The sequence below is a fragment of the Paenibacillus sp. FSL W8-0194 genome (assembly GCF_037969745.1).
Taxonomy (GTDB): domain Bacteria; phylum Bacillota; class Bacilli; order Paenibacillales; family Paenibacillaceae; genus Paenibacillus_AQ; species Paenibacillus_AQ cookii.
In genome coordinates, this window is record NZ_CP150205.1 from 4,443,326 (window position 1) to 4,469,504 (window position 26,179).

Consider the following 26,179-nt stretch of genomic DNA (forward strand, 5'->3'; position numbering starts at 1 on the left):
TTATATTATTTTATCATAAACGCCGAGGCACCGCCCATAGAATGGAATAGAGACCATCGGACAGGCGGTATGCCCGTACCCCTCTGAAAGGAATGGATATGATGAGTACCTTTTTATCCAGAGCGATTCTCGATTTTTTCATCGCCTTCGGCATTGTCATCGGGGGGGCGATGGTGGGAGGCGTCGGAGCGGTCATTTCCCTTCAGCCCCCCACCCAGACAATGCTCGACGTGGCGGACCGGATCAAGATTTGGGCTCTCGCCGCAGCCATTGGAGGCACGATCGATCCGATGCGGGTCATCGAAAGCAACGTTTTGGGAGGAAATCTGTCCCCGGCGATCAAGCAGATTTTGTTTCTGTTGTCGGCCTTTCTGGGGGCCCACATGGGTAGCGAGCTCGTAAAATGGGTCTGCGGCGGTAAAGAGTAGCCATGAGGATCCCCCCATTCAACCGCTACCGCCATATTTCGCAGATCGCCGCCGTTTTCGTTTTGGGCGCCGTCGTCGGCGCGGTCGTATACAACGCCATTTTTCAGAACAGCTACAATTTGCTCTGGCTGTCGAATCAGGACTTGGAGAGCCAGCTCCAACAATACGATGACGATATTAAAACGTTAAAGAAGTACAGGCATCAGCAAACGGTCATCCGGGAGATCAAAATCCGCAGCGAGCAGCAGGAGCCCCCGCTCGATCCCGTCGTGGAAAAGGCCATCATCGTGAAGCTCGGGGACGATTTGGACGTGCTTCGCGGCCAGAACGTGTTCGAAATCGACACGTACAGCAAATTCGTCCGGAAGCTGCTCGACAAAAAAATATACCTTGTCCGCGAAAAGGAATATACCGTCGAAATCAAAACGCTGCTGCTGATGGAAGGGATGCTGCAAATCTGGGTGGAAATCCATCCGGTCAAAGTGCGAAATCCATAGAATCATGGTACAATGATCCTCATTAGGATTTAAAAGGGGATGTAAGCGACTGATGGTTATTTTCCTCCGCTATTTGCTTTTTGCGCTGCTGGTCGTTTCCTGCATCGGCGCGGCTCTGTACAGCAGCCGCTCACGGCGCGCGAAAGATGCCAGGGAACGCGGAATATACGGAGCCATCATGAATATTTTCATGGGGATCATGCTGGTCGTGCTGGCGCTGATTGCCATGTTCATGTTCAGGGGCTCGACGGTGGCCGTCATCATCGAAGCGGTGTTCCTGGTCCTCGGGGCCTTCAATATTTTTGCCGGCATCCGCAACCGCAGCTACTTTGGGCGCATGAAATCGAACGACGCGGGTTAAACCGGGCCCGTACCGCAAAAAGCCGGACGCTCCGCAAAGGTGCGTCCGGCTTTTTTGCTGCGCTTTTAAAACCGTCCCTGCAGCCCTAGCCGTGTTCGATGGACTGCAGCGTCAGGACCGCTTTGGCCACCAAGCTGTCCATGTGCGTCATTTCGATTTCCATCTTGCACGTCCGGCGGCTCGCCTCCAGCAGGCGCGGCATGACAGCGACGGGATCTTCGATCTGGACGGGCCGCACGAAATAGGTGGACATGTTGTCGAGCACGAAATCGTTGCCCGTCATGTCCTTCGCGGCGCGCAGCGCGGCCTGCGTCATGACCGTCGTCAGGATGCCTTCGGAAATCGTCCCAAGATCCGTCGCCATCTGCGGCGTAATGAAGCCGTGGAAAAACAGCCGCCCCTCTTCGTCCCGCTCATCGGCAAAACCGTTCCAGATCAAATGATCGAACGTCTCCCCAAGCTGCGGCTGCTTGCGTGCGTCGCGCATCGCCTGCAGCACTTCCTTGCGCGAAACGGTGGCCACCAGCTTGCGGTTTTTGTCGATGATCGGCAGGAAGTCGATGCCTTCCCACATCATCAGCTGCGCCGCCGACGCCAGCGAGGTTTGCAGCGTCGCGGTCACCGGATTGCGGACAAGCACCTTTTCGATGCTTTGCTCCGGCGGCAGGTTCCTCAGATCGCTGCGGTTGACGATGCCGAGCACCCGGTTCCATTCGTCGACGACCGGCAGCCGCGTATCGCCTTTTTGCTCGGACAACGCCAGGCTTTCGCCCGCCGTGCTGGACAGCTTGAGCGCATGGATTTTCGGCTTGCTGCCGACGATATCCTCCACGATCATGATTTTTTTCTTAATGAGCCGGTCGAAAATGGCCCGGTTAATTAGCGACGCCACGGTAAACGTATCATGCCGCGACGAAAAAATCGGCAGATTGAGCTGATCGGCCAGCGCCTTTACCTCTTTGCTCGTGCCGAAACCGCCCGTGATCAGCACCCCCGCTCCCTGCTCCAATGCCAGCGTGTGCGCGTTCTCGCGGTTCCCGACGATGAGCAGGCTTCCGGCGTCGATGTAACGGGCCATGGCATCCACCTTCATCGCCCCGATCACGTACTTATGCAGGTTTTTATGCAGGCCTTCGGCCCCACCGAGGACATGTCCTTCCACGATTTCAACGACATCCGCAAAGGTAAGCTGCTCGGATATGTTGCGCGGCTTCTTTTCGACCCGGACGGTGCCGATCCGCTCCTTCGTCACGACGATGCCGAGATTTTCCGCGTCCTTGAGCGCGCGGTAAGCCGTTCCTTCGCTGACGGACATTTCCCTGGCCAATTTGCGGACGGAAATTTTCGTGCCGACCTTCAGCCCTTCGATATGCAGCAGCAGCTGCTCGTGTTTCGTAATCGCGTCATCACGGCCTTCCAAGCTGTTACACCCCCATCACTTCAACTGTACTATTCTGTATCTATATCATAGCATTCCAAGGCGCGCAAAAAAAGCCGAAGCGCAAAGCGCCGCGGCTTTTTTCGTACTTTCATCCGGATTTTTGCAACATCCTCACATATGTTCCTGGCTATGCTGTTTTTCCTCCGGCCATTTCAATTGCCATTGACGCAGCTTCTCCGCCTTGATCCGGTCAAGCGTCTTCTGCTTCTCTTCGTCCACGCCGAGCAAATAATGCAGATGCGCCCCGATGACCAGAAAAGCGAACAGCGCCCAGGCGACCCCGAACGCCGACGTCCAGGACCAGCCTCCGCTAAAGGAAATCAGGGGCAGGGCATACACCAGCATGGCCAAAGCCACGATCAGATACAGGGAATGTTTGATTTTCTTTGCTTTTTTCATTTTGCGGCAGCTCCTTCACTCGTAAATCTATATTTCTACTCTATGAAGGCCGGCCGGAAAATATGAGACAAGTTTTGAAAAACATGCCTGCCAAAAAAAACGTCAGCGCGTCACCCGGGGGATATTACAAACTTTGCCCGCCGTAAAGGTCCTGAAGGCTGTCCGAAATCGTTTTGTTGATATCCTCGATGATCGTGCTGAGACGGCGTTCCGCATCAAACAAGCGGCGGATGTTCAGGTTGAGGCTGAGCACGTCGAAGAGCTTTTCCATCTGTTCCATTTCATCCTGGGACGGCATATCGCCGGACATCATCCGCTGCTGGATTTCCATCTGGCGTTTTCTGAAGTCCTCCAGCATGCGCTTGCTTTCGAGGTCTTGCTCGATCAGGCTCATCGCCGATTTGATGTCCTTTACTTCCTGGCATTCCTTCAGCGCTTTGGCCAGTTCATTCGTTTTGTCATAAATATTCATGTGTGTAGTTCCTCCTTACGAAATATGAAAGCTGCAGATCCCCGATTTTATAAAAATGGGTCAATCACCAAGGGATATATGTCCTCATATGATACATTACATGCAAAACGCAGATGCACCTTATCTGCCCTGTAGACATCAAGTTGCTGTTGGAAGGAGATCCACGATGTCCAAAAAAACGCTACCGGTCCAAATGTTCACTCCGGGCAATCTGAAGGAAAACGCCATTGTGCTCGGAGAGAAGCTGGTCAAACAGTGGAAGATTCCTACCGACCGTCCTCTGCAGTTGGCATTTGGTTCCTTCAGACAAGAGATCACCGTCGTTCCCGCAGCCAAATCCAGCGGACTGCGAATCAGTGAGCCTCTGGCCCGCCGAATGGGTCTTTTTTCTCGTCCGGTACTGAGGGCGGCCTATCATTCTACGAGTCGCACGCTCAGACTGGGACCGCTCATCAGCGTGCTGATCAGTCGGGACAATCCGGAACAACCCGATAAACCGTTTGGCTCCATATCCATGTTCTGCCGGGAACTGGTTAACGCCTGCCGGAAGCAGGGAGCCTATGTATACTTCTTTACCCCTGACCACATTCGGGAAGGAGCGGGCAGTATACAGGGTTGGGTATATGACGACGGGTGGCGCCAGGCGTCCATGCCGATCGCGGATGTCATCAACAACCGTCTCACCACCCGCAAAATGGAGAATAAACCTAGCGTACAGCATTTTATGAAAGAAGTAAAATCGCTCTACGGCGCGCATGTTTTTAATGAAAGGTTTCTGGACAAAAACGAGGTCTTCGATACGCTCAAAACCGACTCCTCCCTTGCCAGGTATATGCCCGAATCTTACTTGCTTACCGGTTTTTCCATGCTCAAAAAAATGTGCCAGCATTATCCGGTCGTGTTCCTAAAGCCGGTGCGCGGCAGTCTCGGCAAAGGCATCATCCGCATCGCAAGGCAACCGGACGGTACCTACCAGACGCTGGCCACTTCGACCGCCGGTGCCCGCAGGCAGACTTACTCCAGCATCACGAAGCTGTTTTCGGGTTTGTCCGGCAAAATGAAAACGACGCGCTACCAAATCCAGCAAGGGCTCAACCTGATCGACCATGCCAAAAGACCGATCGACTTTCGGGCTCTGGTACAAAAAAACGGGTCGGGGAATTGGCACGTGACATCCATCGTAGCCCGGATCGCCGGCGGCAACCATTTCGTTTCCAATCTGGCCCGCGGCGGCACCCTCAGCTCAGTCAAAGATGCAGTGAGCAAGTGCCTGCTGCCTTCGGAGGTCAAAAATACGGCTTACGTCAAGCTGCACCGGGCGTCCCTAGACATCGCCAGGGGAATCGACAACCTGATTCCGGTGCATTTCGGGGAGCTCGGCATCGACCTCGCGATGGACAATTCCGGGAAAATTTGGCTGCTGGAGGTCAACTCCAAGCCTTCCAAAAACGACAATACCCCGCTTAACGAGCAAAAAATCAGGCCCTCGGTCAAAAGGCTGCTCGAATACTGCTGCTATTTGTCCGGTTTTTAAAGGAGGCGCATCATGAAAAGCACCACGCTCGGGACGCTCGGCATCATGTGCTGCCGCCGCGCGGGCAGTCCCCCGTTTTCCGATGAAGGCTACTGCCGGAAACTTTCGGTTCTCGGCAAAAAATACGGCATCCGGGTCATCGTCTTTCGCCCGTCGGACGCTTCCAGGGACCGCACCTTCGTTCACGGTTTCATCTACGGGGAAGGCGGCTGGAGGCAAAGCCGGTTTCCTTTTCCGGATATCGTATACGACCGCTGCCTGTTCCACACCGGAAGGGAATTCAAACTGGCGGCAAGCCTGTTGTCGGATTCCCGGGCCGCCAAGGATTGGACCTTATGGTCGCGCGCGCTTCCGGGGAAGTGGCAGGTCTACCGGATTTTGAAAAAAGACCCCAGCCTTCTGCCTTACCTCCCTCCCACCGAGATCTACCGGGGGAAAAAAAGCCTCCTGGAAGCACTCGAATCCTACGGCGGCGAAGCGTTCCTGAAACCGAAGGGCGGGTCCCAAGGCAAAAACGCGCTCTATGTCCGGGTCGACCGGGAAAGCGGGACCTGGACGGCCAAAGGCAGGGACTCCCAAAACCGGCCCGTGGAAAAAATCTTCCGGTCCGAAGCTGCGGCGGTGCGGTGGGTGACGGAATTTACGGAAAACCGAACGTATATCATCCAGCCGTTTCTGCATTTGCAGGGCAGGAATGGCCGGTCTTTTGATACCAGGGTGTTAATGCAGAAAAATGAAAAAGGGTTGTGGATGCGAACCGGTACCGCGGTTCGGGAGGGCGCCTCGGGTAGCATCACATCCAATCTTCACGGCGGCGGAAAAGCCCTTCCCGTCCTGCCGTACCTCAGCGGACAATTCGGAGCCGATCAGGCGAAGCGGTTGACGTCCGTCATCTCGCAGCTGTCGGAGAAGATTCCGCCGATTCTGGAAAGTCATTTTGGCCGGCTCGGAGAACTGGGCATCGATTTCGGAATCGATACGAAAGGGAACGTTTGGCTGCTCGAAGTAAACTCCAAGCCGGGACGCACCTCCATCCGGCAGGCAGGTGATCCGGACAGCGCCGTTCTCGCGTCGGAAAATCCGCTCCGTTACGCCCGCTATCTACTGCTTCGACAACTTAGGAGGGTAAATTGATGAGTTTGACTTTTTGTAATGTTCATTTTTCGCAGAAGCCCGAGAAAGTCGTCTACGTTTCCAACAACTTACTGAAAAGCTTAAAGCTGTCCGGCAAAAAAAACATCCAGCTTCGTCTCGGGAGAGACGTGATCCATGCTGCCGTAAAGTCCATCAACAAACCGGGGAAACATCTGTACCTCGGCTCGGGCGTCCGCAACGGCATCCGCGTGCCTTCGGCCGGCGGCGTTTATATACGCAACCAGGATAACGAGTTTCAGCTCGGCCCGCTGATCGGCGTGCTTTCGGATGGGCCCACGAACACCTCCCAGCCTTTCGGGTCGCGCACGCAATTCATCAAGCAGCTGCTCCGGGAAGGCAGGAAAAAATGCTATATTTTCGCTTTTACGCCCCGGGACATCAATTGGCAGCAGGAAACGGTCAACGGTTACTTTCTCAGCGAAAACGGCAGCTTTTACAGGAGAACCGTCCCGCTGCCCGACGTCGTGTACAACCGGCTCCCGAGCCGGAAGGCCGAAACCTCTTCCCCGATCATCCAGCTGCGCGAACGCCTGGGCCGCAGGAAAATCCCTTACTTCAACTGGAGCTTTTTTAACAAATCGGATATCTACCGCCTGCTCGAAAACGATAATACCGTCAACAAATACGTTCCCGAGTCCCATATGAATCCGACCCCCGAAAAAATCAAGGAAATGCTGGAAAGGCATCAGTTCCTGTACTACAAGCCCTCAGGCGGCAGCTTGGGAAAAGGCATCTACCGCCTGACGTACCTGCCGAAAAAAGGCTATTTCGCCCGCTACCGAAAAGGAAGCGGCAACGTGCTGCTCCGCTTCAGTTCCTTTAACAGCATGATGCGGATGCTTCAGGCGAGGCACGGCCGGTCGTTAAGCTCCTATGTCATCCAGCAGGGGATCCGTCTCGTCGAAATCGACAACTGTCCCATCGATTTTCGCTTCCACATGCATAAGAACGGAAAAAACAACTGGGTGGTCGTCGGCATAGGCGCCAAAAAAGCCGGACGGGGCAGCGTAACGACGCATTTGAAAAACGGCGGTTCCCTGCTGACCCCGGAACAAGCGCTGAGCCGGGCCTTCGGGCCAAGATCCGAAGAAGTGCTGCAAAACGCCAAAAAAGTCGCCATTACGCTTGCCGAAGCCATCGAGTTCCACCACCAGCACCTGCTTGGCGAAATCGGATTCGATCTCGGGATCGATCAGGATGAGAAGGTATGGATGTTCGAAGCCAACGCAAAACCGGGCCGCTCCATCTTCAGCCATCCTTCCCTCAGGTCGGAAGGGAAAGCTTCTGTGGAGCATATTCTCGAACATTGCCTTTACCTAAGCAAATTCCGCAGGAGGGATTCCGAGTGACAACGACCATCAGCGAAGAAAACGGCAAACCCGTCGTCGCGATCCTGACGGTGTCGGGCGGACCGAAGTATTTCCGGGGAAACCTGGCCAACTTTGAAGATATCGTCAAGACCGGACAGGAAATGGGATATTTGGTCTATGTCGTGACGATCAGGGATCTCAAGCTGCAGGAAGAGCGGTTAAGAGGCTACACCCTCAATCCGGACGGCGAATGGGAGAAGCAGCTTTTCCCCCTCCCGAACGTCATTTACAACCGGATTCCTCAGCGGGAGGATGAACTGAAGCCCCAGGTCCGGAAAAAAATCAAGGAGTGCCTGGTCCATCCGACGATCAAGTTTTATAATCCGTATTTTTTCAATAAATGGCATCTGTTCGAATGGCTCAAAAAATCGAAAGCCACCGGGCATCTCGTGCCCAAAACCCGAAGGCTGCGGGGAGAGTCCGGCTTGCAAAAGATGCTTGAACGTTATCCGTCCCTCTATCTGAAGCCCGAAAGCGGCAAAGCCGGCAAAGGCATCATGATGCTGAAATACCAGCAGGACAAACCGCTTCCGTACCGCCTGAAGGTTCAGCATCATCGAAGCAGCACGACGTACAAGGGGGCCAGCATTCACCGGCTGTGGAAACGGATTAAAGCGGAAACCGGCACCAGCCGTTATATCGTCCAGCAAGCCATCGAGCTTGCGTCCATTGAGCAGCGCCCGTTCGATTTGCGGGTGCTGCTGCAAAAGACGGGAAAAGGGCAATGGGGCGTCACGGGCGTGGGAGCGCGCATGGCCGGCTCCAAAAGCATTACGACCCACGTCCCCCGGGGCGGCAGCATCGAAGATCCGGGCAAATTGCTGACGGCCGTGTTCGGCGAAGGCAGCGCGCCCGGCATGATCAACCGCGTCAAAACGACCGCGATCGTCATCGCCAGGCAAATCGAAAAGGCTTCCGGCCATCCGCACGGCGAAATGTCCATGGATCTGGGCGTTGACACCTCGGGCGGCATCTGGTTTTTCGAGGCCAACGCCAAACCGATGAAATTCGACGAGCCGCATATCCGCCAAAAATCGCTTGAGCGGATTTTCCAATACAGCCATTACCTTGCGAACGCCCAGAAGCCGTAACGTTAAAAGGAAGTGAGCAGATGCAAATTTCATCCCTCTCCCCGCAGGACGACTGGAACCGCCAGCACGCGCGCGTGCTGCGGTTTCTGTTCGACCACGGCGGGATCCGTTCGATGCGCGAAGATTATTTGCGGCTTGCCAGGGCTACCGAACATGAGCTGCAGGCTCCCGGCGCCTCCCTGCTGCTGGCTACGCTGCGGGGGGAAGCCGGACCCGTTCTGGCTGGAGCGAGCTTTGTGGCCGGCTACGGTAAAGACGCTTTTCTTATTGCGGTCCATCCGCTGTACCGCCGCAAAGGCGTCGGCTGCGCCCTCCTGAAAGCACAGCTTGACCGGCTCGGCAGATTGGAATGCCGCGCAGGGCTGAACCAGGTCCCCTTCCTGGGGCTTTGCTTTAAAGCCGGACTCACTGCCTCCTCCCTGGCCATGGCATCGACGGGCAGAACGCTCCTCCGTCTCGAAGGAAACGCGCCAAAAACAGACCGCCGCATAGCGGCCCCAACCAAAGAAGGTGAAAGATTGTGCCGGTTCCCGTCTTAGGCATTTTGACGCTATATCTGAACGACCATAAAGCTCTTGAGGAAAAACCCGTATACCAGAAAATGATCATCGAAGGCCGCAAAATCGGCCTGGACGTATTCGTATTTACGCCCATGGATGTCAGCGATTCGAAGCAAAAAATTCACGCCCTGGAATATGACGCAAAAAAAGGCGCATGGAGGCGCAGATGGCGTTCGTTCCCCGACATGATCTATGATCGCTGCCGAATCCAAAAAAGCTCCCGTTTCGAGCAGCTGCTTCAATTTCGCCGCCGATACGGGCATATGCAATTCCTGAACCGCCCGCTCCGCAATAAATGGACGATTTACGAGGTGCTTTCGCGGAGACCCGAATTCAAGAACTACCTCCCCGAAACCCATTTGTTCCATGGTTTTTCCGATGTGCACCATATGCTGAAAAAAACGCCGATCGTTTACCTGAAACCGATCAACGGCACCGGCGGACGCGGAATTTTGCGGGTCGAACGGATCAGAGGAACGCCATATTACTATATACAGGGCCGCAATCAACAGCGGAAAATCATCACGCCGCAGAAAATCCACGCTTCCCGCCTGGGGGCCGTCCTAAGCAGCTGGAGCATGAAAAACCGCTATTTGGTGCAGGAGGGAATCGCGGTCGATCTCCCCGACGGCAGGGTTCACGATTACCGGATGCTGGTGCAGAAAAACAGGGAAGGCGCCTGGGAGCTTACCGGCATCGCCGGAAGAGTCGGGGCGCGGCGCAGCGTCACGTCCAACCTCCATGGCGGCGGGCATGCCATCTCCTTCAACGAAATGATGGAACGATGGATCGACGATGAGGAGAAACGGCGCAAGGTGCAGCGGAGAGCCGAAAGGCTCGGCGTCGAGGTGGCTTCATTCCTGGAAAAGCAATACGGGGCTTTATGCGAGCTGGCGCTCGACCTGGCGATCAACAAAAAAGGGGAGATTTACCTGCTTGAAGTCAACCCCAAACCCGCCAGGGAGGTGTTCTCGCAAATCGGGGACGCCGAGCTGTACCGGAAGGCGATCGTGAAACCTTTGGAATACGCCGTGGGGTTATACGAAAAAATGCATGAGCCCTCGCACGAATAAAAACGGACGGACCGCGGATGACTCCGCGGCCCTGTCCGTTTTTTTTGCTGCAAGGTTATGCGTCCGGCTGCTCTGAATCCGCTTCCTCATAGAGCTTTAAAAGCTCGGCGAACGAAGAAATGAGCACGTCCGCTCCCTTGAGTTCTTCGTCGTTGCCGAAACCGGCATATGCACAGCCGACGGCGCACAACCCGTTTTTCTTGCCCGCTTCGACGTCGGAAGACCGGTCTCCGACCATCCATGCGGACTTTACGCCGTTTTCGTCCAGCAGCAGCTTCACCAAATCCACTTTGGAAAGCGTGCCGTGTTTGCCTGCGCTGTACAATCCGTCAAAAAGCGCGGCCAAGCCATGCGTCTCCACGATCCCGCTTATGTAATGCTCAAGCCCGTTGCTGGCGACAAACAGCTTTACGCCCCGCCGATGCAGCTCCTCGAGCGTTTCCTTTACTTCCGGGTACAGCAGCGTTTCCCCGCCTGCCAGCCCTTCCAGCTCCAGCTGCAGCAGCAGCTCGTTCGCGCGGGCGTGGGCCTGCGGGCTCCCGTCGGGCATAACCACTTTCCAAATATCTTCAAGCAGCATGCCCAGGCTTCCCAGCAGCCGCTCCTGCGGCGGCGTCGGAGACGTATAAAGCCCTTCGCTGCGAAGCGTGTCGAACAGCTTATGGTATGCCGGCAGAAGCACCGTTTCCGTTTGGAACAGCGTACCATCCATGTCGAAAATCATGGCCTCGGGACGGGTCCGTTTGCTTTGGTTCATTGGTTTTACCTCTTCCCTTCTGTCACTTCGATGTCTTTCGCTTGCTTATAGCTTATGATAAGGGAAGCCCTTCGGGATGTAAACCAAGGAGGACCGCTTTTGCTTGATCCCGCTCCTGCCATGAATTCTTGTTGAAAAAGGCCAGGAACGCATCATAGTCGATTTGTCCTGGCCCCGTTTCGCAAGCAATCCCTCTCAACGGAAAGGTTTACTTGCCGGTTTTTTTATCGGATTTTTTGCCGTTGCCCGCATTTTCGGCTTTTTGCGGTTGATCGTTGGCCGCAGGTTTCTCGCTTCCTTTGGAGGCCAGCAGTCTGGCGTCGACCACCTTTTGATCCAGAACGGTCAGAACCACCTTATCGTTAACGGCCAATTGATCTGCCTTGATCGCTTTGTTGTGATCGCCCACGAGCAATCCGCTTTCGATTTTGAAGGTGCCGATCTCCTGGTTTGCCGTTTCGACTTTGATCTCCCCGTAGGTATCCGCCGTTACCGACGCCGCGGGAAAGGAAATTTCCTTCACGGTTCCGTTCACTTTCACCGCACCGGCTTTTTCCATCAGGTCTTCGTTCGTTCTGTCGAGCAATGCCGCCATTTCGGCGCGGGTCACGCCCTTGTTCGGAAGGAACGTTCCGTTTGGATAACCGCTGATGAGCCCTTTCTCCATCGCGACTTTGACATAACCGACGGAAGCGGCGGGAATGGCGCTGGAATCTTTGAAGCTCAGCTTGGCTGCCGTTTGGGCCGACGCCTCTTTTTCGAAACCGAGAGATTTGACGAGCAGGCTGGATACCCAAACGCGGCTCGCCGGCTTTTCCGGCTGGATCTTTTCGTTCGCATCAAGCAATCCGTGGTCTAGAGCGGCAGCCACGTAACCTGCAGCCCAAGGATATTTCTTGCTCAAATGATCCGCATCCTGGAAAGGAAGGCTCGGGCTGGCAGATTTGGATTTCGCCTCCTCATCAAGCCCCATCAGGCGAACGGCCATGACGATCGCTTCAACGCGGGTCACAGGCTTGTTCGGACGGAACGTGCCGTCTTCAAATCCTTGGAAAACGTGTTTCGATTGCATTTTGAGAATGTTTCCTTCCGCCCAAGGCGCGTCATTGATATCCTTAAACTTCAGCGCGGCCTGAGCGCGAACCTCCGGCTTGGCGGAAGATGCGGCTTCGTTAGCCGATGCGGCTTGAACGGACAGGCTCAAGGCCAGCGATACGGCAAAGGTGGACAGCAGAATGTGTTTAACTTTTTTCATTTCTTCATCCCTCGCAAACGATAAAATTTAGGCTGCTTTTGTAGTAAGCACATATTTCATTACGCCGCGTCCCATCGTTTTGAGGGGGTCTTTCAAAAAAAATGAATCATTTATTTTTCGGACCGTTTTTCCCGCTGTGTTCTTCTGCCGCGTCCTCCGGAGCGTTCGCCGATTTGCCGCTGTCGGGCCGTACGCCGCGGTCGGCCGGCAGCTCCTCCTTGGGTTTGCCGTTTTTGGCTTGAGCGCCGCCTTTCGCCTGTTCGCCGCTTTTCCCTTGGACGTTTTTCTTGGCCGAATTGCCATCCGCTTTTTTCTCATCATGCCGCATCGTTTTGCTTTCGCCGGATTGCGGAGTTTCTTTAGGGTTCGAACCGCCGCTGCTTTTAACCGGATCCTCCGGCTTGCTTTTGGCAGAATGTCCCGTATCCGCCTTTCGAGCCGCGCCGTCTTTTTGCTCCGAGCTGTCGGCAGGATGCTCTTTGCTTTGCAGGGAATGCTTTTGGGTCTGCTGCGGCTGTTTGACTTCCTTTCCCTTTCCCGTCTCGGCTTGCGCCCCCTTGCTTCCCTCAGGCGCCGCTTTCGCGGGATCGGATGGCGGCACGGTTTCGGCATGGCTTCCCGCTCCGTCAAAAAAGCGCTGCGGGTCCACCCCTGCCCCGGCAAGGGCCGCGGCGACGGAACGGGAACGCAGGTCATCGATGTTCAGCCGGATGCCCTTTTCCCCCGCTTTTTCGTAAACGATATACTTATTGAGCGACAACTTCGCTTTTTGGGCTTTCTTCATCAGCTCCCGGTCCGCCTCGAACCATTCGAGGTCATATCCGTTTTCCGACGTCTCGACCTTTTGCTTGTCCGGCACAAACGGAGCGGAGCGGAGTTCCACCGTCGACAGCAGGATCCACTTTTTTCCCTCGCCGGCGTTCAAAAACCCCTGTTTCGCCGCCTCATCGACGATGGCATGAACCGCATCGTAAAAATTTTGCCCTTTGAGCTCACGTTCGGATAATAGCTTTTTGGCATCATCGTTCAGCGGCTTGACCCGGTCGATTCTTCCATCCTGCCGGACATACAATTCCATGCTCGGATTGATGTCGATCGCGACCATCATGGATGCGTTGCCCGTAGAGGGCTTCCATAAAAAAACGGCGCCGATCAACAGCACGATGGAAGCCGCGAGCCACCAGGCTTGCCTCAGCCAGCGGCCGGCATGACGCTTTCGTGCGGGTACGGATCTGGCCGCTTCCACCGGAATCCGATCCCCCAGCTGAGGCATATCGGGCAAATGCGGCAGGTTTCGGAAGGTTCCATCCTCGCAGAGAACGACGATACACTTCTCGGTTATTTTCATTACGACTCCATGCATCATCATCACTCCTCCATGTTTGCAAAAGAAACGGTGCTGCGTATCCGTTCGAATTCCGGACATGCGTAGATCAAAACAAGCGCTATGATATATTTACGATTCCGCTCCAGCGTTTTGTGACCCACTTTAAACATTTTCAGCATGTTTTTGATCGGCAGCCTTTTGGTTTGCTTCAGCACATCGAGCCATTCCGGCTGTTCGCTGAACCGCTTGGCGATTTGGATCATCTGCTTCCGCGTATCTCTATGCTTCGGGGAGCAATCCTCCAGCTCCTCCAGCGACACGCCGTATTCCTGCAGGGCCTCGTCGTATGCAAGCAGCTCCATCGCCAGCTCGCTGGCCGATTGCTCCCTGTCGTAACGTTCGAGAGAACTGGCGATTTCGCTCGGGGTCTGGTCGAACAGGTCCCCCGGCTCGTTCAGAATGACGCTTTCCGATTTTAAAATTCTCCCTTGTCTCCGGAACTCGTCCACAAGGCGGTTATGGATCATCATATAAGCAAAATTGTCGAAGGATTTTTTCATGCCGCTGTCGTATCGGTCGATGGCCTCGTTTAACGCGATCATCCCGATGCTTGCTTCGTCGCGCTCCCACCCGATCGGGCTTTTGCATACTTGGGAGACGGTCCGCAAAATGAAGGGACGATATTGTTCGATGATCCAATCGCGTTCCGACCGGTTTCCTTCTTGGGCGCTTTTGATCACAGATTCGATCGATCTGCCGTCCAGCACAAACCATCACTTCCTAAACGTAAGTCCCAGTCTAGCTGCTAGATTGAGTATATTGTATTTTAATAGGGTTGGTCTCATTTTGCACTCCTTCTCCTAAAAAAATTGCGATTGGGAATTGATGGATGGGCGATTATGGCAAAAAACAACGCATACGTGCGGCAAATTCAAACCCGGCCTCAAAACGATCCTTCTGTAGCAGACGGCAGCATTGAACCTCTCATCCGACAAGACAGTCCGGCCCGGTAAGAAAAATAAAAAATCGGCCCCGGTTCCGTATTCCATTGGACCAAGGCCGTGTATCCCCCTATTTTATTGTGCATGGCATCGTGTCGTTTTTTTCCCTACCGATGTTGATTTTCTATGGCCCGGACGATTTTTTCCGTCCGCTGATCCGCTTTGTATGCGTTCACCACCAAAATGGCATGAATGACGCCCGGGACATATCCGATGCAGGTGAGTATGATGCTCAGAATAAATTGTCCGAGCTTACCGCAGCTTAGAACTGCCAGCGGCGGGAGAAAACATAATAAATATCGCATGGCGTGACCTCGTTTCGTTGAAAGTACTTATAATACGATCCCCCCATCGCGATGGTTCCATCTCTTCGTTATATAGGCGCTGCCGGCCCCCCTTATGTATCGATCACGCAAAAAAACGAATGCCCCATAGGAGGACGCTGCTGCAGGCATCCTTCTTACGGGGCAACATTCGGAAATTAAAAGTATTTCTTTTTGCCGCGGTCGTCCTTAATGATCTCCACCGCCTCGCGGAAGCGCAGCGAATGCACGATTTCCCGTTCGCGCAAAAACTTCAGGCTGTCCTGCAAATCGACGTCATCGGTCATGTCGATCAGCCACTGGTATGTAGCCCGGGCCTTTTCCTCGGCCGCGATGTCCTCGTACAGGTCCGCAATCGGATCGCCCTTGGCCTGAATATAGGTCGCCGTCCACGGCACCCCTGCCGCGTTTTGGTAGAACAGGGCCTTATCGTGATTGGCATAGTGGTCGCCCAGGCCGGCTGCTTTCAGCTGTTCGACGGTAGCATCCTTCGTCAGTTTGTATACCATGGTGGCAATCATTTCCAGATGTGCGAATTCTTCCGTGCCGATATCGTTCAACAAGCCGATGACCTTATCGGGAATCGTATACCGCTGATTCAAATAACGCAGGGCGGCCGCCAATTCGCCGTCCGCGCCTCCGTACTGCTCCAGCAGGAATTTGGCCATCATCGGATCGCATTTGCTCACCCGAACCGGATACTGCAGCTTCTTCTCGTATACCCACATGGGTGTGGATCGCCTCCTTTACATCTTCCGCAGATTTCTGGCTTTTTCTCCGGTGTTTTTTCAGGTTGCCAAAGCTTAAGTCCTCCCTTTACACCTGCCAAGGCCACGGCGCTTCCGGCCATTCGAAAGGGAATCTGGAATAGGCGTGGCCGAAATGCATCAGCGGGCCGTACAGCTCCTGAAACTTTCTCACCAGCGGGATGCGTTCCTGCGCCAGCCGGTTGTACTGCTCGATGCGTTTCAAATCGTCCGGATGGGTATCCAGATACAGATTCAGCTCGACCAGGGCGAAATCGATCACCTGAAGCTGTTCCAAAAGCTCGTAATACTGGCGATCCACCGTCCCTTTGGTTTCCGGCTTCATCCCGGCCGGACCGACGTTTTCATGCATGTGATGAGGGGCGGGACCGGCATTTTCATGCACGTGGTGGGCGGGACCGACGTTTTCATGGGCGTGATGGGCGGGACCGGCGTTTTCGTGGTGCGCATGAGCCGAGCCGACATGGCCGGGCCCGTTCGCCGGACCCGAATTCCGCGGGATTCCTTGTTCAGACATCAAGCTCCTCCTTCCTGCGAATTCCGCTTGGGATTGTACGGACTGAACAGATTGGGCCAAAGCGTTCCCCGCGTCAGGGCTTCCTCCAGACTGTATTGCGGCCAGTCCCTCGGTTGAAAGACGATATATTGGTTCGGCGGTACGACGTATGTCCTGTAGGGCAAAGGCGGGCAAGGATCAAACGGTCCGATAAAGGGCTTGTAGACTCGGATCTGGTTGTTCATTGGATCGTTCACGAACGGAGCCTCCTTCTGGTTCGTATTTAAGCCGGACGAGTCTAGGACTCCTCGTTGGGCTCTTCGTAACATACATATGAGGGTTTCGCGAAAACTGAACAAAATTTATCGAAAACAACCAAAAAACTCCCTCGAAACAAGCCGAAACTTGTCCGGGGAGTCCTTGGAAGGCCCGCTTTAAAATTTGATTTTGATCTGAAACAAACCCGCTTTGCGCACGGCCGAATAGATGATGACCACCAGCGGTCCGATAAACACGCCGATGACGCCGACCAGTTTAAAGCCGACGTACATGCTGACCAGCGCCGATAAAGCGCCGATGCCGACGGAGTCGCCGATGATCTTCGGCTCGATGACCCGCCTGGCCACCGTAATGACGATAAACAGCAGCAACAGCCCGAAGCCCGTATAGTTATCGCCGACGATAAACAAATAGGCGGCCCACGGAATCAACACGGAACCAACGCCGAGAATCGGCAAAATGTCGACCAGCATGACAAGCAGCGCAATCGCAAGCGGATAACGGATGTCGAGGATAAGCAGTCCCGTCAACGTCACCACGTACGTAAAAGCGCTCAGAATCATCTGAGCCTGCAAAAAACCGAAAATCGACTTTTTCAGGCTGTGAAGCACCTGCTGAATCTGCCCCTGCATCTCATCCTCAAACAAGGAAAGAATGCCGGAGCGGATCGCCGGCAGACCAAAGCTGAATAAATACACCGCGACAAAAAAGACGACAAAAAACACGAACGTGCCGGGAATCCCCCTGGCGAAATTGAGAAAGGCAGACGACAGCGTATTCGCAAAGGATTCCGCATACTGCGTGAGATTGGAAAGCAGCGCCCTCAAGCTCTCGGCCAAGTCGGGCCGGATATTGTCGAGCCACCCCCGGGCCTGGATCATCGTATGCTGCGCAAAGTCGTTCGCTGCCGCAAAATACGATGGCGCATTTTCCCAATACTCTACCAGTTGACCCAATACCTGCAGCCCCAGCATGTACACCAGGAGCAGAACTAGAAGCAAAAACAGAGTACATGTGAGGGAAGCGGCCGCCACCCGGTTCCATTTCAGTTTGCCCATCATCATGACGTGAACAGGCTCAAGCGAAATGGCGACCAGTGCAGCCAGCAGAAACGGGGCCCCTGCCGTAAACATGACGTACAGCAGGGCCAGTCCGATTCCGATGAGAAGCAGCTGTTTCCCTGACACAAGCTCCCCCCTTAATCCCCGTTTTCCGCCTCCGTTTCTTCTTTGTTTGGTTCGGCGGCGGCAACGCGGTGGATGTTGACCCTTGTGATCCGGAGCCTCGTCGATTCTTCGACTTCGAAAACGTAGTTGGCCAGCTGAACCTTTCTGCCTTTCACCGGATTTCCTTCCAGCTCCTTGAACAGCCAGCCGCCGATGGAATCGACTTCGTCATCTTCGATAATGACGCCCGTCAGATCATTCACGTCTTCGATCAGCATACGCCCGTCCACCGAAATGAAATCCTCCTGAATTTCCACGTCTGGACGCTCGTCCTCGAACTCGTCGTAAAGTTCGCCCACGATTTCTTCCAAAATCTCTTCCGCCGTAAGCATGCCCGCCGTGCCGCCATACTCGTCCACGACCAGCGTCAGCTGAGCGTGTTTTTTCTGCATCAACCGGAGGACATGGCTGATTTCCATCGATTCCGGCACGTTCAGAATCGGCCGCACCAGCTTCGCCAGCTCCTTCTGGTGCTCTTCATCCGCCAGCAGGAAATCGGTGATATGGACAAAGCCGATGATCTGGTCCTTGTCCTCCACGGCAACGGGATAACGCGAATGTTTGGTTTCGCTGATGATTCGCAGGTTTTCTTCCAGCGTATTGTTCGTGTACAGGCAGTCCATGTCCGTACGGGGCAGCATGATCTCGCGCGCCAGCAGATCGGAAAATTCAAAGATGTTGTCCATCAGCTTCATCTCGTCTTTGTCGATCACACCGCTTTTGGCGCTCTGATTCATTAATATGCGGATTTCCTCTTCGGAATGCGCAGCTTCCGATTCCGTCGCCGGCTGTACCCCGAACATACGCAAAATGATGTTTGCCGAAGCGTTCAGCAGCCAGATAAACGGAAAAAAGATTTTATAAAACAACATCAGCGGACCGGACAGCAGCAGCGCCGCCCCTTCCGTTTTTTGAATCGCCAGGGACTTTGGAGCAAGCTCCCCTAGTACGATATGTAAAAAGGTTATGACGCAGAATCCTAGGATCACCGACACGGAAGAAATGACCGTTTTGTCCGTGATTCCGATCTTGTACATGAGCGGCTGCACCAAGAGATGCGAGACGGCGGGTTCGCCGATCCAGCCGAGTCCCAGCGATGCCAGCGTAATGCCGAACTGCGTAGCCGACAAATAGGCATCCAGCTTATTGTTTACTTTCAAAGCATAATTCGCCATGCGGTTGCCTTCGCTCACCAGCTGCGTAAGCCGGGACTGGCGCATTTTGACCAGCGAAAACTCCGCGGCGACGAACACCCCGTTAAAGAATACAAGCAGCAAAACCAGGAAAAGGTTGAATAATAGCTTGCCTATTTCAAACTCCCCGTCCAAATCCAACGCCTCATTTCTTAGATGATGTTAGCTTGCCTTATGCTAAAATCGGTTTCCTTGTAATACATATCCTTCACCAGCAGATTCGGTCCGCAGCAGCCTGCCGCGTCGCAGTGGCAGTTTACGGTTTTGTTCAGCGGGTGATCGTTTTGCCATTTGGCAAAAACATCGTCGAGCCGGCTGTCCATGATGTTGCCGAAAGGCGGGACGTCCGAAAAGTCGGTGACATAGACGTCGCCCGAAAACAGGTTGACGTTGACGCGGTTGCGTCCGTCCGGGTCGTTGCGGACCGTCACGTTCGGTTCGGATGCCAAGCGGCGGATCAACGCAAGCTCCTCGGGATCGTCGCTGCAAGCAAAAAACGGAAGCGTCCCGAACAGCATCCAGATGTCCGGATTGCGGGCATCAAGCAAGGAATGGATGGCCTTCCGCGTTTCCTCGAGCGATAACACCGGCAGCGAGCTCGCGAAGTTGGACGCATACATCGGATGGACCTCATGGCGTTTGCAGCCCATTTCCTCGATTAGTTTGTGAATTCCAGCCAGTTTTGTATGCGTGCGATAATTAATCATCGATTCGGCCGAGATAAACATCCCCGCTTCGCTTAATTTGACGGCGTTTTCGATCATTTTGTCGTACATGCGGTAGGCCGTTTCCTTCGGAACGGGATGGCTGCTGTTCGCGAAGCCGACCTCGTGAAAATCGTCGCCGTTCAAATAGTTGAACGAAATATGCATGACATCCAAGTACGGAAGCATTTTTTCGTACCGGCTGATATCGAGCGTCAAATTCGAGTTGATCTGCGTCCGGATGCCGCGTTCTTTGGCGTAGCGGAGCAGGGGAACGATCACTTCGTTCACCGTTTTTTCGCGGAAGGACGGCTCGCCGCCGGTCAAGCTGATCGTTTGCAGATGCTCGACTTCATCGAGCCTTTTCAGCATCAGATCAAGCGGCAGAAATTCGGCCTCCTTCATGACGAGCATATCCCCTACGGCGCAATGCTCGCAGCGCATGTTGCACAAATGCGTGACTGTCATTTCCACGCTCGTCAGCACGTGACGTCCGTATGCCCGCAGGGAGCCGATCGGATCCCACGGATCATAGCTTGGCGACAGTTGTATCGTATTCATTTTTTCCTCACCTTATTTCTTTATTTAACCGAGGATTTTGCAAATCCTAAAGCCTAGTCCCTTATATCATACCATGAAGCGACAAAAAACTCTCCCGCCTCGCCCCGCGTTACGGCCGCGCATTTTCGCCGGGCGCTTCCCCCTCGCCCTTTTTGGCCAGAAACGATAGCCACCCCGGAAGCCACCAGTTGGCTTTGCCGAGAAGCTTCATCAAAGACGGCACGAGCAGGATGCGCACGACCGTGACGTCGATCAGCACGGAAGCCGTCAGGCCAAGCCCGAGCGCTTTCATCAGCTCGTTATCGGTAAACATGAACGCGCCGGCCACGACGGCCAGAATGAGCGCCGCTCCGGTGATCATCCCCCCGGTTCTTTGCAATCCTATGGCGGTGCTGCGCTCGTTATTCCGCTCCATTTTGTAGGCTTCGACGATCCGTGACAGCATCATGACCTCGTAATCCATGGAAATGCCGAAAACCACGCAAAAAATAAGAATCGGCAAAACGGCGAACACGCTTCCCGTATACGTGACGTTCAGCCATTCTGCGCCGTACCCGAGCTGGAACACGAGGGTGACCAGGCCGAAGCTGGCGCCGAGGCTGAGCAAATTCATCGCCACCGCCTTAAGCGGGAGCAGGACCGAGCGGAAGGCCGCAAACAAAATGATATAAGTGAGCAGCAGGACGACGGCAAGCACGTAAGGTATCCCGCTTTGGATCCGATCCATGATATCAAGCTTGTAGGCCGGGGAACCCGTCACGTAAATATGCATGCCTTCCGGCGGATGCTGCCGGATTTCCCGCACCAGCCTGACGGTATTCGGGGAGCTTTCCCCCTCCTCCGGCACGACGACGATGACGGCCGCACGTCCTTTGGCGGCATGGCGTTTTTCGATCTCGGATTTCAGTTCCGGGCTGACGCCGCTTGCCTCCCCCTTGATATAACCCGCGTAGCTTTCGACGCGGTGAACGCCCGGAAGTTCTTCAAGCATGGTCATATATGATTTCACCAGACGGACGGATCGTGAATCTTCGTAATGCCGGTCCAGCTCCGCTGCAATCATGATGCTGTTGGCTTCTTTCATGTCGTAAGCCTTTTTCATCAGTTCGGCTCCATATCTGGATTCATAGGACGGCGGCAGCACCTCGGCCGACGGGATGCCCAGCTTCATTTGCAAGGAAGGCAGCATGGCGATGAGCAGCGCTGCGGTAACGACGGCCGCGATGACGCCCGGGCGCGACATGATCCATTCCGAAAGCCGCACCCACGCCTTGCTGCCGTAACCGGCACCATCGGCATGCCCTCGGCCAAGCTTGATCGGCAGCGAAAAAATCCGCCGTCCCAATATGCCGAGCAGCGCAGGCAGCAAGGTGCTTGCGGCAAGCACCGACACCAGCACGACCAGCATCCCGCCGAGCGCCAGCGAACGGAAAATGGGGAGATCGACCAGACACAGCGCAAGGAGCCCGGCCATGACGGCCGCACCCGAATAAAGCACCGATCTTCCTGACGTGCGGCATGCAGCCGCAAGCGCGTTGGGGACGTCCTTTTCCGCAAGCTCCTCGCGAAAGCGGCTCACCATGAACAAAGCGTAGTCGATCCCCACAGCAAGGCCCAGCATCGTCACCATATTCGGCAGAAAATTGCTCAACGCGGCGCCGTTTGCCGCCACGAAATACAAGCCGCCCATCGTCGCCGCAACGCTCCCGACGCCGATCACGACCGGCAGCAGCGCGGCGGGAAGGGTCCGGAACAGGAGCAGCAAAATAACAAGCGCCGCCGGAATCCCGAACGACTCCGCCCGGACGATATCGTGCCTTACGGCCGCGCTCATATCGTGATAAACCGCCAGATTGCCGGTGATATACGTTTCGGTTCCGGCGATCTCCGGCACCGCCGCTTTGATCTCGTCAAAATGCTTGAGCGCTTCGCTTGCCGTTTCGTTCAGCAATACCGTGTAAGAGATGATGCCGTCTTCCCCGGCTTTCCGCGTCACCATGCTGGCGTACATATCCTGGACGAACGGTTTGTCCCTAAGCGGAGCGAGTTCCTCCCAAATTCGGTCCTGCGCCTCCGAGGCGGTCAAATTTTTGCCCTCCGTGCTTTGCAGCACGATGTCGAGCGAAGCGGCGGACATATCCAGGTTCTCTTCAAGAAAAGCGATTCCGCGTTCGGATTGGCTGCCCGTCGGCGTAAATCCGCTGTCCTGCAGCAGCGACGGGGTCCTGACGGCGAATGCGCCGAGAACAACGATAAAAAAGACCCACGCGATCGCGACCGCCCAACGGCAGCGGTAGATGATGCTCCCCCACTGCCGTTTTGGCGTTTTATACTGTCGCTCCTTCATGGATCTTCCTCCTTAATGCTGAAAAGAAATCGGCTGTACGTCGGCGTCGTCCACCTCCGTGATGATGACGGAAAGCTTTCGCGCAAGGTCTATTTCATAAGGCGCCTTCAGGTTATGCCCCTCCGCATCCGAGAGTATGCGGATCACCGGGCGATGCGGGGTGCTTGAATGGATGCGGGAGACGACGCCTGTTTCGCCCGTGTTTAATTTGACCGTTAGTCCCGGCGGGTAAATCGCCACCTTGTCCCGGAACAGCTCCAGCTTTTTTTGATCGTATAACGTCCCCGATCCTGCGTACAGAACCTCTACGGCCTGATGAGGCAGCATAGCGGGTCTGTACACACGATGCGAAGTCATGGCGTCGTAGGAATCGGCAAGCGCCACCCACTGGGCGTACTCATGGATTTCTTTCCCCTGGACTCCGCGCGGGTAGCCGCTTCCGTTCAGCCGTTCATGATGCTGAAAGGCGCAATGGGCCGCCAAAAGCGGGATGTTAGGCTCGTCTTTTAAAATTTTGTATCCGATCTCGGCATGGGCCTTCATCACCCGGAATTCGTCATCCGTCAACTTTTGGGGCTTGGACAGCACCCGCTGCGGAATTTGCGTTTTGCCGATGTCGTGGAGCAGCGCCCCGAGGCCGAGCTGCATCAGCCGGTCCTCCGGATAGCCGCTTGCGATCCCCAGCACGAGCGAATAGACGCAGACGTTTAATGAATGCTTATACAAATAATGGTCCGCGGTATTCATGTCCATGAGCAAAATCATGGAATCCTCCTGCCGGCTGACATCCTTCAAAATCGCTTCCATCACCCTGGTGAAATCTTTGCCGAGATGAAAATAACCTTTGGCGATTTTCGAAGTTCCGGACAAACGTTGAAAGTTTTTCCGGATATTTTGCAGCGCCTCGCGGCGCGTATCCTCATGAAGCAATTCCGGTATTACGATTCCCTCTGTCTGTTCGTCTTCTATGTAAACATAACCGATATCCAATTCCACGAGCCGGCGGATCAGCGGAACCGTCAGTTCCACGCCGTCCGCCAAAAGGACGACGCCTTCGTCGTTATATATCTTTTTGCCGATCCTCATACCTTCCTGAAGCTTACGAACGGGTACCAAACGCAAAGCATATCCTCTCCTGCCCTAAATCACGGATTCCGCGGTTCCGTCATGCCGTTATCCGTAAAAAGTCTCAAACCATGAACACTGATCCCGTTTTTCAGGAAAGCCCATCTTTTGGCCGGGGCAAACTTACGAATCAGCGCATAATGAATAGCCAAAAAACAACCGCCAAAACAAACCGGTACACCGCAAAATGGGTCAGCCGGATTTTCTGGATCAATTTCATGAATGCAAGCACCACGACATAGGCAACGACAAAAGCAAGAATGAAGCCGATCGCAAACAAGCCAAGCGTATCTTTGGTCAAATTTTGATAGGAGTCCAGCATTTCGTACCCCGACGCCGCAACCATGATTGGGATCGCGATCAGAAACGAAAAATCGGCGGACGCTTTATAACTGGCACCGGACAGCATGCCGCCGGCGATCGTCGAACCCGAACGCGAAAAGCCCGGCCAAAGCACGGATAAAATTTGATAAATGCCGATCAAAAACACCTGCTTGTAACTGAGATCATCGATCGTTTCCGCCGTGATTTTCGCCTTGGACTTATTGAACCATTCCGCAAAAATCATGAACACGCCGCCCGCCACGAGCGCCCAAATGACCGTGCTTGCGCTGAAGAGGCTTTTGATGAAATCCCTCGCAAAAAACGCGACGATCAGCGCGGGAGCGATGCCGATGATGACATGCAGCAGGTTCAGCTTTTTCCCTGGAGCCATGCGATGTCCGCCGGAATCGATTTTCTTAATCCCCAGCAGGTCGAGGATCCGGCGCCAGTATACGAGCGCGATGGCCAGAATCGCCCCCAGCTGGATCACGACCTCGAACGTTTTCATCGTAGGATCCTGATCGTTGTAGCCGAGCAGCTTCGAAGCGAGAATCATATGACCGGTCGAAGAAACGGGAATGAATTCCGTAATGCCCTCCACAATTCCCAATACGATTGCTGTTATTGTATCCATGGTTTCCTCCCCAAGGAAATTTTAATGGCTCTGTGCCCATCTGCGTCTTTCGCTTTCCGCAAGGCTTCCCGGACGGACCAGCTCGAAGCGCAGCAGATCCCGAAGAAATTCGGGCAGCAAAAATTGCGGGTCGCGCCCTAACGCAAGCGATTCGTAGCCGATGCCGAACGTGAACATGTCAAGCGTTCCGACCTCGTATTCCTGCTCGTCCAGCAGTTTCTCCCCCATATGCGTAATTTCGACAATCCTATCATAAGGGATTCGGACCGGATCATACAAGACTTCCAGACCATCTACCGCCACATTTCCCAAAATCTCCCCCCGGAAGCCGAAGCCCTTGATCTCCCTGCCCCAAAAATCGGGCAGCAGGCTTTCTTCCAGCGCGTTCCGAATGTCCTTCCCTTTCAGCTTGACGATGCACGCATTGACCGGGGACGGACACAGCGTATGAAGCATTCCGGCGGATATTTCTCCCTCCGGCAGCGGACCGAGCAGCTGGCCCGTGTTGACAATGGAAATGCCGGTACCGGCAAATCTGCGCACGGCCTGCGCCAGCAAATTCCCGAACGGGGACTCCGACGTATAGTCAAGCGGCAGCTCCCGATCGGTAACGGCGACGGTTTCCTGCAGGTATTCCTCGGCCCGCAGCCGATGCCGGTTCAGCGCGCTGCTGACGGTTTCGTCTAATTTATCGGTATCGACGGGAATGACGCATCCTTCCGCCATTCGGAAAGCACCGTCAGGCTGCTGCTCCAAGCGGATTTTGCCGATATAGTCCCCGAACTTCCCTGCCGCGCATATGGCGGTGTTGCCAATCACCAGCGGTTTCTCCAGCAGATGGTGCGTGTGCCCGCCAAGGATCGCGTCGATCCCTTGAATCCGCTCCGCCAGCCGCTGATCCGTTGCCAGCCCAAGATGGGACAACACAACGACGATGTCCGATTGGGGCCGGAGCAGCTCGACTTCCCGCCTGATCGCCGCTTCCGGCTCAAGCGCTTTGAAGCCAAGCAGTTCGTAAAAGGCCGAAAACGGCGCCGTCGCTCCCGTAAGGCCGATTTTAACGCCCCCTTTTTCGAGGACGACGTGCTTTTTCATCCATGACGGCGGCTCGCCTGTCGTTTCTTCCAGCAAATTGCAGCAGACCACTTCGGCCTGCAGTCCCGAATATACCCGTGCCAAGTCTTCCGGCGTCAGCGTCAAACCTTCGTTGTTTCCGATCGTAATGGCGTCGTACCCGGTCAAATTGAGCAAATCGACGTTCACCCCGCCCATCGTTCCTTCGGTTTCCATCGCCGAGCGGTCCATATGGTCCCCGATGTCCACCAGCAGCAAAGGGCTTCCTTGGGCCTCTTCGCGCTCCCGGGCAATATGGGCCGCGATGGAGCTGACCTTCTCGAAATGACTGTGGATATCGTTCGTGTGCAGAATCGTTATCGTTTTAGGTTCGTTGCGCTTCATAAGCTAAAGTCCTTCCTTTCT

The 26,179-nt window shown here is 54.7% G+C and carries 27 protein-coding genes; 9 read left to right on the forward strand and 18 right to left on the reverse strand.

Features of this window, described 5'->3' with window-relative positions; translation table 11 throughout:
* Positions 1-101 precede the first annotated feature (101 nt).
* Genes MKY58_RS20205 through MKY58_RS20215 form a run of 3 tightly spaced genes read left to right on the forward strand, consistent with a single transcriptional unit; the run spans position 102 to position 1,286 of the window.
* Entirely contained in the window at positions 102-428 is a 327-nt protein-coding gene (locus tag MKY58_RS20205) for a YtrH family sporulation protein (protein WP_339321827.1), read from the forward strand.
* A gap of 2 nt (positions 429-430) precedes the next feature.
* Positions 431-925: a hypothetical protein gene (locus MKY58_RS20210; protein ID WP_036707845.1), complete on the forward strand. Its 495-nt coding sequence runs from the start codon at positions 431-433 to the stop codon at positions 923-925.
* 52 nt (positions 926-977) lie between these two features.
* Positions 978-1,286: a YtpI family protein gene (locus MKY58_RS20215; protein WP_339321828.1), complete on the forward strand. Its 309-nt coding sequence runs from the start codon at positions 978-980 to the stop codon at positions 1,284-1,286.
* 85 nt (positions 1,287-1,371) lie between these two features.
* Here MKY58_RS20215 and MKY58_RS20220 read toward each other — a convergent pair whose 3' ends face one another.
* The 3 genes from MKY58_RS20220 to MKY58_RS20230 all read right to left on the reverse strand — a co-directional run bounded on the left by MKY58_RS20220 (position 1,372) and on the right by MKY58_RS20230 (position 3,598).
* Positions 1,372-2,706: a DRTGG domain-containing protein gene (locus MKY58_RS20220; protein WP_036707840.1), complete on the reverse strand. Its 1,335-nt coding sequence runs from the start codon at positions 2,704-2,706 to the stop codon at positions 1,372-1,374.
* Between the two features lie 132 nt (positions 2,707-2,838).
* Entirely contained in the window at positions 2,839-3,126 is a 288-nt protein-coding gene (locus MKY58_RS20225) for a hypothetical protein (protein ID WP_339321829.1), read from the reverse strand.
* 124 nt (positions 3,127-3,250) lie between these two features.
* The gene (locus MKY58_RS20230; protein ID WP_339321830.1) at positions 3,251-3,598 is read right to left on the reverse strand and encodes a YlbF family regulator; all 348 of its coding nucleotides are present in this window, start codon (positions 3,596-3,598) and stop codon (positions 3,251-3,253) included.
* Positions 3,599-3,764: 166 nt separating this feature from the next.
* Between MKY58_RS20230 and MKY58_RS20235 the strand changes: the two genes are divergently transcribed.
* Genes MKY58_RS20235 through MKY58_RS20260 form a run of 6 tightly spaced genes read left to right on the forward strand, consistent with a single transcriptional unit; the run spans position 3,765 to position 10,381 of the window.
* The gene (locus tag MKY58_RS20235) at positions 3,765-5,132 is read left to right on the forward strand and encodes a YheC/YheD family protein (RefSeq protein ID WP_339321831.1); all 1,368 of its coding nucleotides are present in this window, start codon (positions 3,765-3,767) and stop codon (positions 5,130-5,132) included.
* Between the two features lie 12 nt (positions 5,133-5,144).
* Positions 5,145-6,266: a YheC/YheD family protein gene (locus tag MKY58_RS20240; protein WP_339321832.1), complete on the forward strand. Its 1,122-nt coding sequence runs from the start codon at positions 5,145-5,147 to the stop codon at positions 6,264-6,266.
* Positions 6,266-7,636, forward strand: a complete 1,371-nt coding sequence (locus MKY58_RS20245; RefSeq protein ID WP_339321833.1) for a YheC/YheD family protein — start codon at positions 6,266-6,268, stop codon at positions 7,634-7,636. The genes MKY58_RS20240 and MKY58_RS20245 overlap by 1 nt, the downstream gene beginning before the upstream one ends.
* Positions 7,633-8,748 (forward strand): YheC/YheD family protein, encoded by a 1,116-nt coding sequence (locus MKY58_RS20250; protein ID WP_339321834.1) that lies wholly within the window; start codon positions 7,633-7,635, stop codon positions 8,746-8,748. The genes MKY58_RS20245 and MKY58_RS20250 overlap by 4 nt, the downstream gene beginning before the upstream one ends.
* 20 nt (positions 8,749-8,768) lie before the next feature.
* Positions 8,769-9,287: a GNAT family N-acetyltransferase gene (locus tag MKY58_RS20255; RefSeq protein ID WP_339321835.1), complete on the forward strand. Its 519-nt coding sequence runs from the start codon at positions 8,769-8,771 to the stop codon at positions 9,285-9,287.
* Positions 9,269-10,381 carry a YheC/YheD family protein gene (locus tag MKY58_RS20260; RefSeq protein ID WP_339321836.1) on the forward strand — a complete coding sequence of 371 codons (1,113 nt, stop codon included), beginning with the start codon at positions 9,269-9,271 and terminating at the stop codon, positions 10,379-10,381. Before MKY58_RS20255 ends, MKY58_RS20260 begins: the two co-directional genes overlap by 19 nt.
* 55 nt (positions 10,382-10,436) lie before the next feature.
* On the opposite strand, the gene MKY58_RS20265 is transcribed toward MKY58_RS20260, so the two are convergent.
* The 15 genes from MKY58_RS20265 to MKY58_RS20335 form a co-directional block, all read right to left on the reverse strand.
* On the reverse strand, positions 10,437-11,138 hold the full coding sequence (locus MKY58_RS20265; protein WP_339321837.1) for an HAD hydrolase-like protein: 702 nt from the start codon (positions 11,136-11,138) through the stop codon (positions 10,437-10,439).
* Between the two features lie 208 nt (positions 11,139-11,346).
* The gene (locus tag MKY58_RS20270) at positions 11,347-12,393 is read right to left on the reverse strand and encodes an S-layer homology domain-containing protein (RefSeq protein ID WP_339321838.1); all 1,047 of its coding nucleotides are present in this window, start codon (positions 12,391-12,393) and stop codon (positions 11,347-11,349) included.
* Between the two features lie 106 nt (positions 12,394-12,499).
* A complete protein-coding gene (locus tag MKY58_RS20275; RefSeq protein ID WP_339321839.1) occupies positions 12,500-13,759 on the reverse strand; it encodes a hypothetical protein in 1,260 nt (419 codons plus the stop codon).
* A 2-nt stretch (positions 13,760-13,761) separates the two neighbouring features.
* Complete coding sequence (sigI, locus tag MKY58_RS20280; RefSeq protein WP_212950434.1) at positions 13,762-14,487, reverse strand: RNA polymerase sigma-I factor; 726 nt, start codon at positions 14,485-14,487, stop codon at positions 13,762-13,764.
* A gap of 341 nt (positions 14,488-14,828) precedes the next feature.
* Positions 14,829-15,026 (reverse strand): YqaE/Pmp3 family membrane protein, encoded by a 198-nt coding sequence (locus MKY58_RS20285; RefSeq protein WP_036711879.1) that lies wholly within the window; start codon positions 15,024-15,026, stop codon positions 14,829-14,831.
* Positions 15,027-15,202: 176 nt separating this feature from the next.
* Positions 15,203-15,772 carry a manganese catalase family protein gene (locus MKY58_RS20290; protein ID WP_036711877.1) on the reverse strand — a complete coding sequence of 190 codons (570 nt, stop codon included), beginning with the start codon at positions 15,770-15,772 and terminating at the stop codon, positions 15,203-15,205.
* Between the two features lie 88 nt (positions 15,773-15,860).
* Entirely contained in the window at positions 15,861-16,328 is a 468-nt protein-coding gene (locus MKY58_RS20295; RefSeq protein WP_339321840.1) for a spore coat protein CotJB, read from the reverse strand.
* On the reverse strand, positions 16,328-16,552 hold the full coding sequence (locus MKY58_RS20300) for a spore coat associated protein CotJA (protein ID WP_339325211.1): 225 nt from the start codon (positions 16,550-16,552) through the stop codon (positions 16,328-16,330). The genes MKY58_RS20295 and MKY58_RS20300 overlap by 1 nt, the downstream gene beginning before the upstream one ends.
* A gap of 189 nt (positions 16,553-16,741) precedes the next feature.
* Positions 16,742-17,773, reverse strand: coding sequence for a sporulation integral membrane protein YtvI (gene ytvI / locus MKY58_RS20305; RefSeq protein WP_339321841.1), 1,032 nt, complete (start codon positions 17,771-17,773; stop codon positions 16,742-16,744).
* 11 nt (positions 17,774-17,784) lie between these two features.
* Positions 17,785-19,140: a hemolysin family protein gene (locus MKY58_RS20310; protein WP_339321842.1), complete on the reverse strand. Its 1,356-nt coding sequence runs from the start codon at positions 19,138-19,140 to the stop codon at positions 17,785-17,787.
* 17 nt (positions 19,141-19,157) lie between these two features.
* Positions 19,158-20,270, reverse strand: coding sequence for a radical SAM/CxCxxxxC motif protein YfkAB (yfkAB, locus tag MKY58_RS20315; protein ID WP_036711871.1), 1,113 nt, complete (start codon positions 20,268-20,270; stop codon positions 19,158-19,160).
* A 109-nt stretch (positions 20,271-20,379) separates the two neighbouring features.
* The gene (locus MKY58_RS20320; RefSeq protein WP_339321843.1) at positions 20,380-22,617 is read right to left on the reverse strand and encodes an MMPL family transporter; all 2,238 of its coding nucleotides are present in this window, start codon (positions 22,615-22,617) and stop codon (positions 20,380-20,382) included.
* 12 nt (positions 22,618-22,629) lie between these two features.
* On the reverse strand, positions 22,630-23,739 hold the full coding sequence (locus tag MKY58_RS20325) for an HD-GYP domain-containing protein (protein ID WP_339321844.1): 1,110 nt from the start codon (positions 23,737-23,739) through the stop codon (positions 22,630-22,632).
* 133 nt (positions 23,740-23,872) lie between these two features.
* Complete coding sequence (locus MKY58_RS20330; RefSeq protein WP_339321845.1) at positions 23,873-24,700, reverse strand: undecaprenyl-diphosphate phosphatase; 828 nt, start codon at positions 24,698-24,700, stop codon at positions 23,873-23,875.
* A 21-nt stretch (positions 24,701-24,721) separates the two neighbouring features.
* The gene (locus MKY58_RS20335) at positions 24,722-26,158 is read right to left on the reverse strand and encodes a bifunctional UDP-sugar hydrolase/5'-nucleotidase (protein ID WP_339321846.1); all 1,437 of its coding nucleotides are present in this window, start codon (positions 26,156-26,158) and stop codon (positions 24,722-24,724) included.
* Positions 26,159-26,179: the final 21 nt, after the last annotated feature.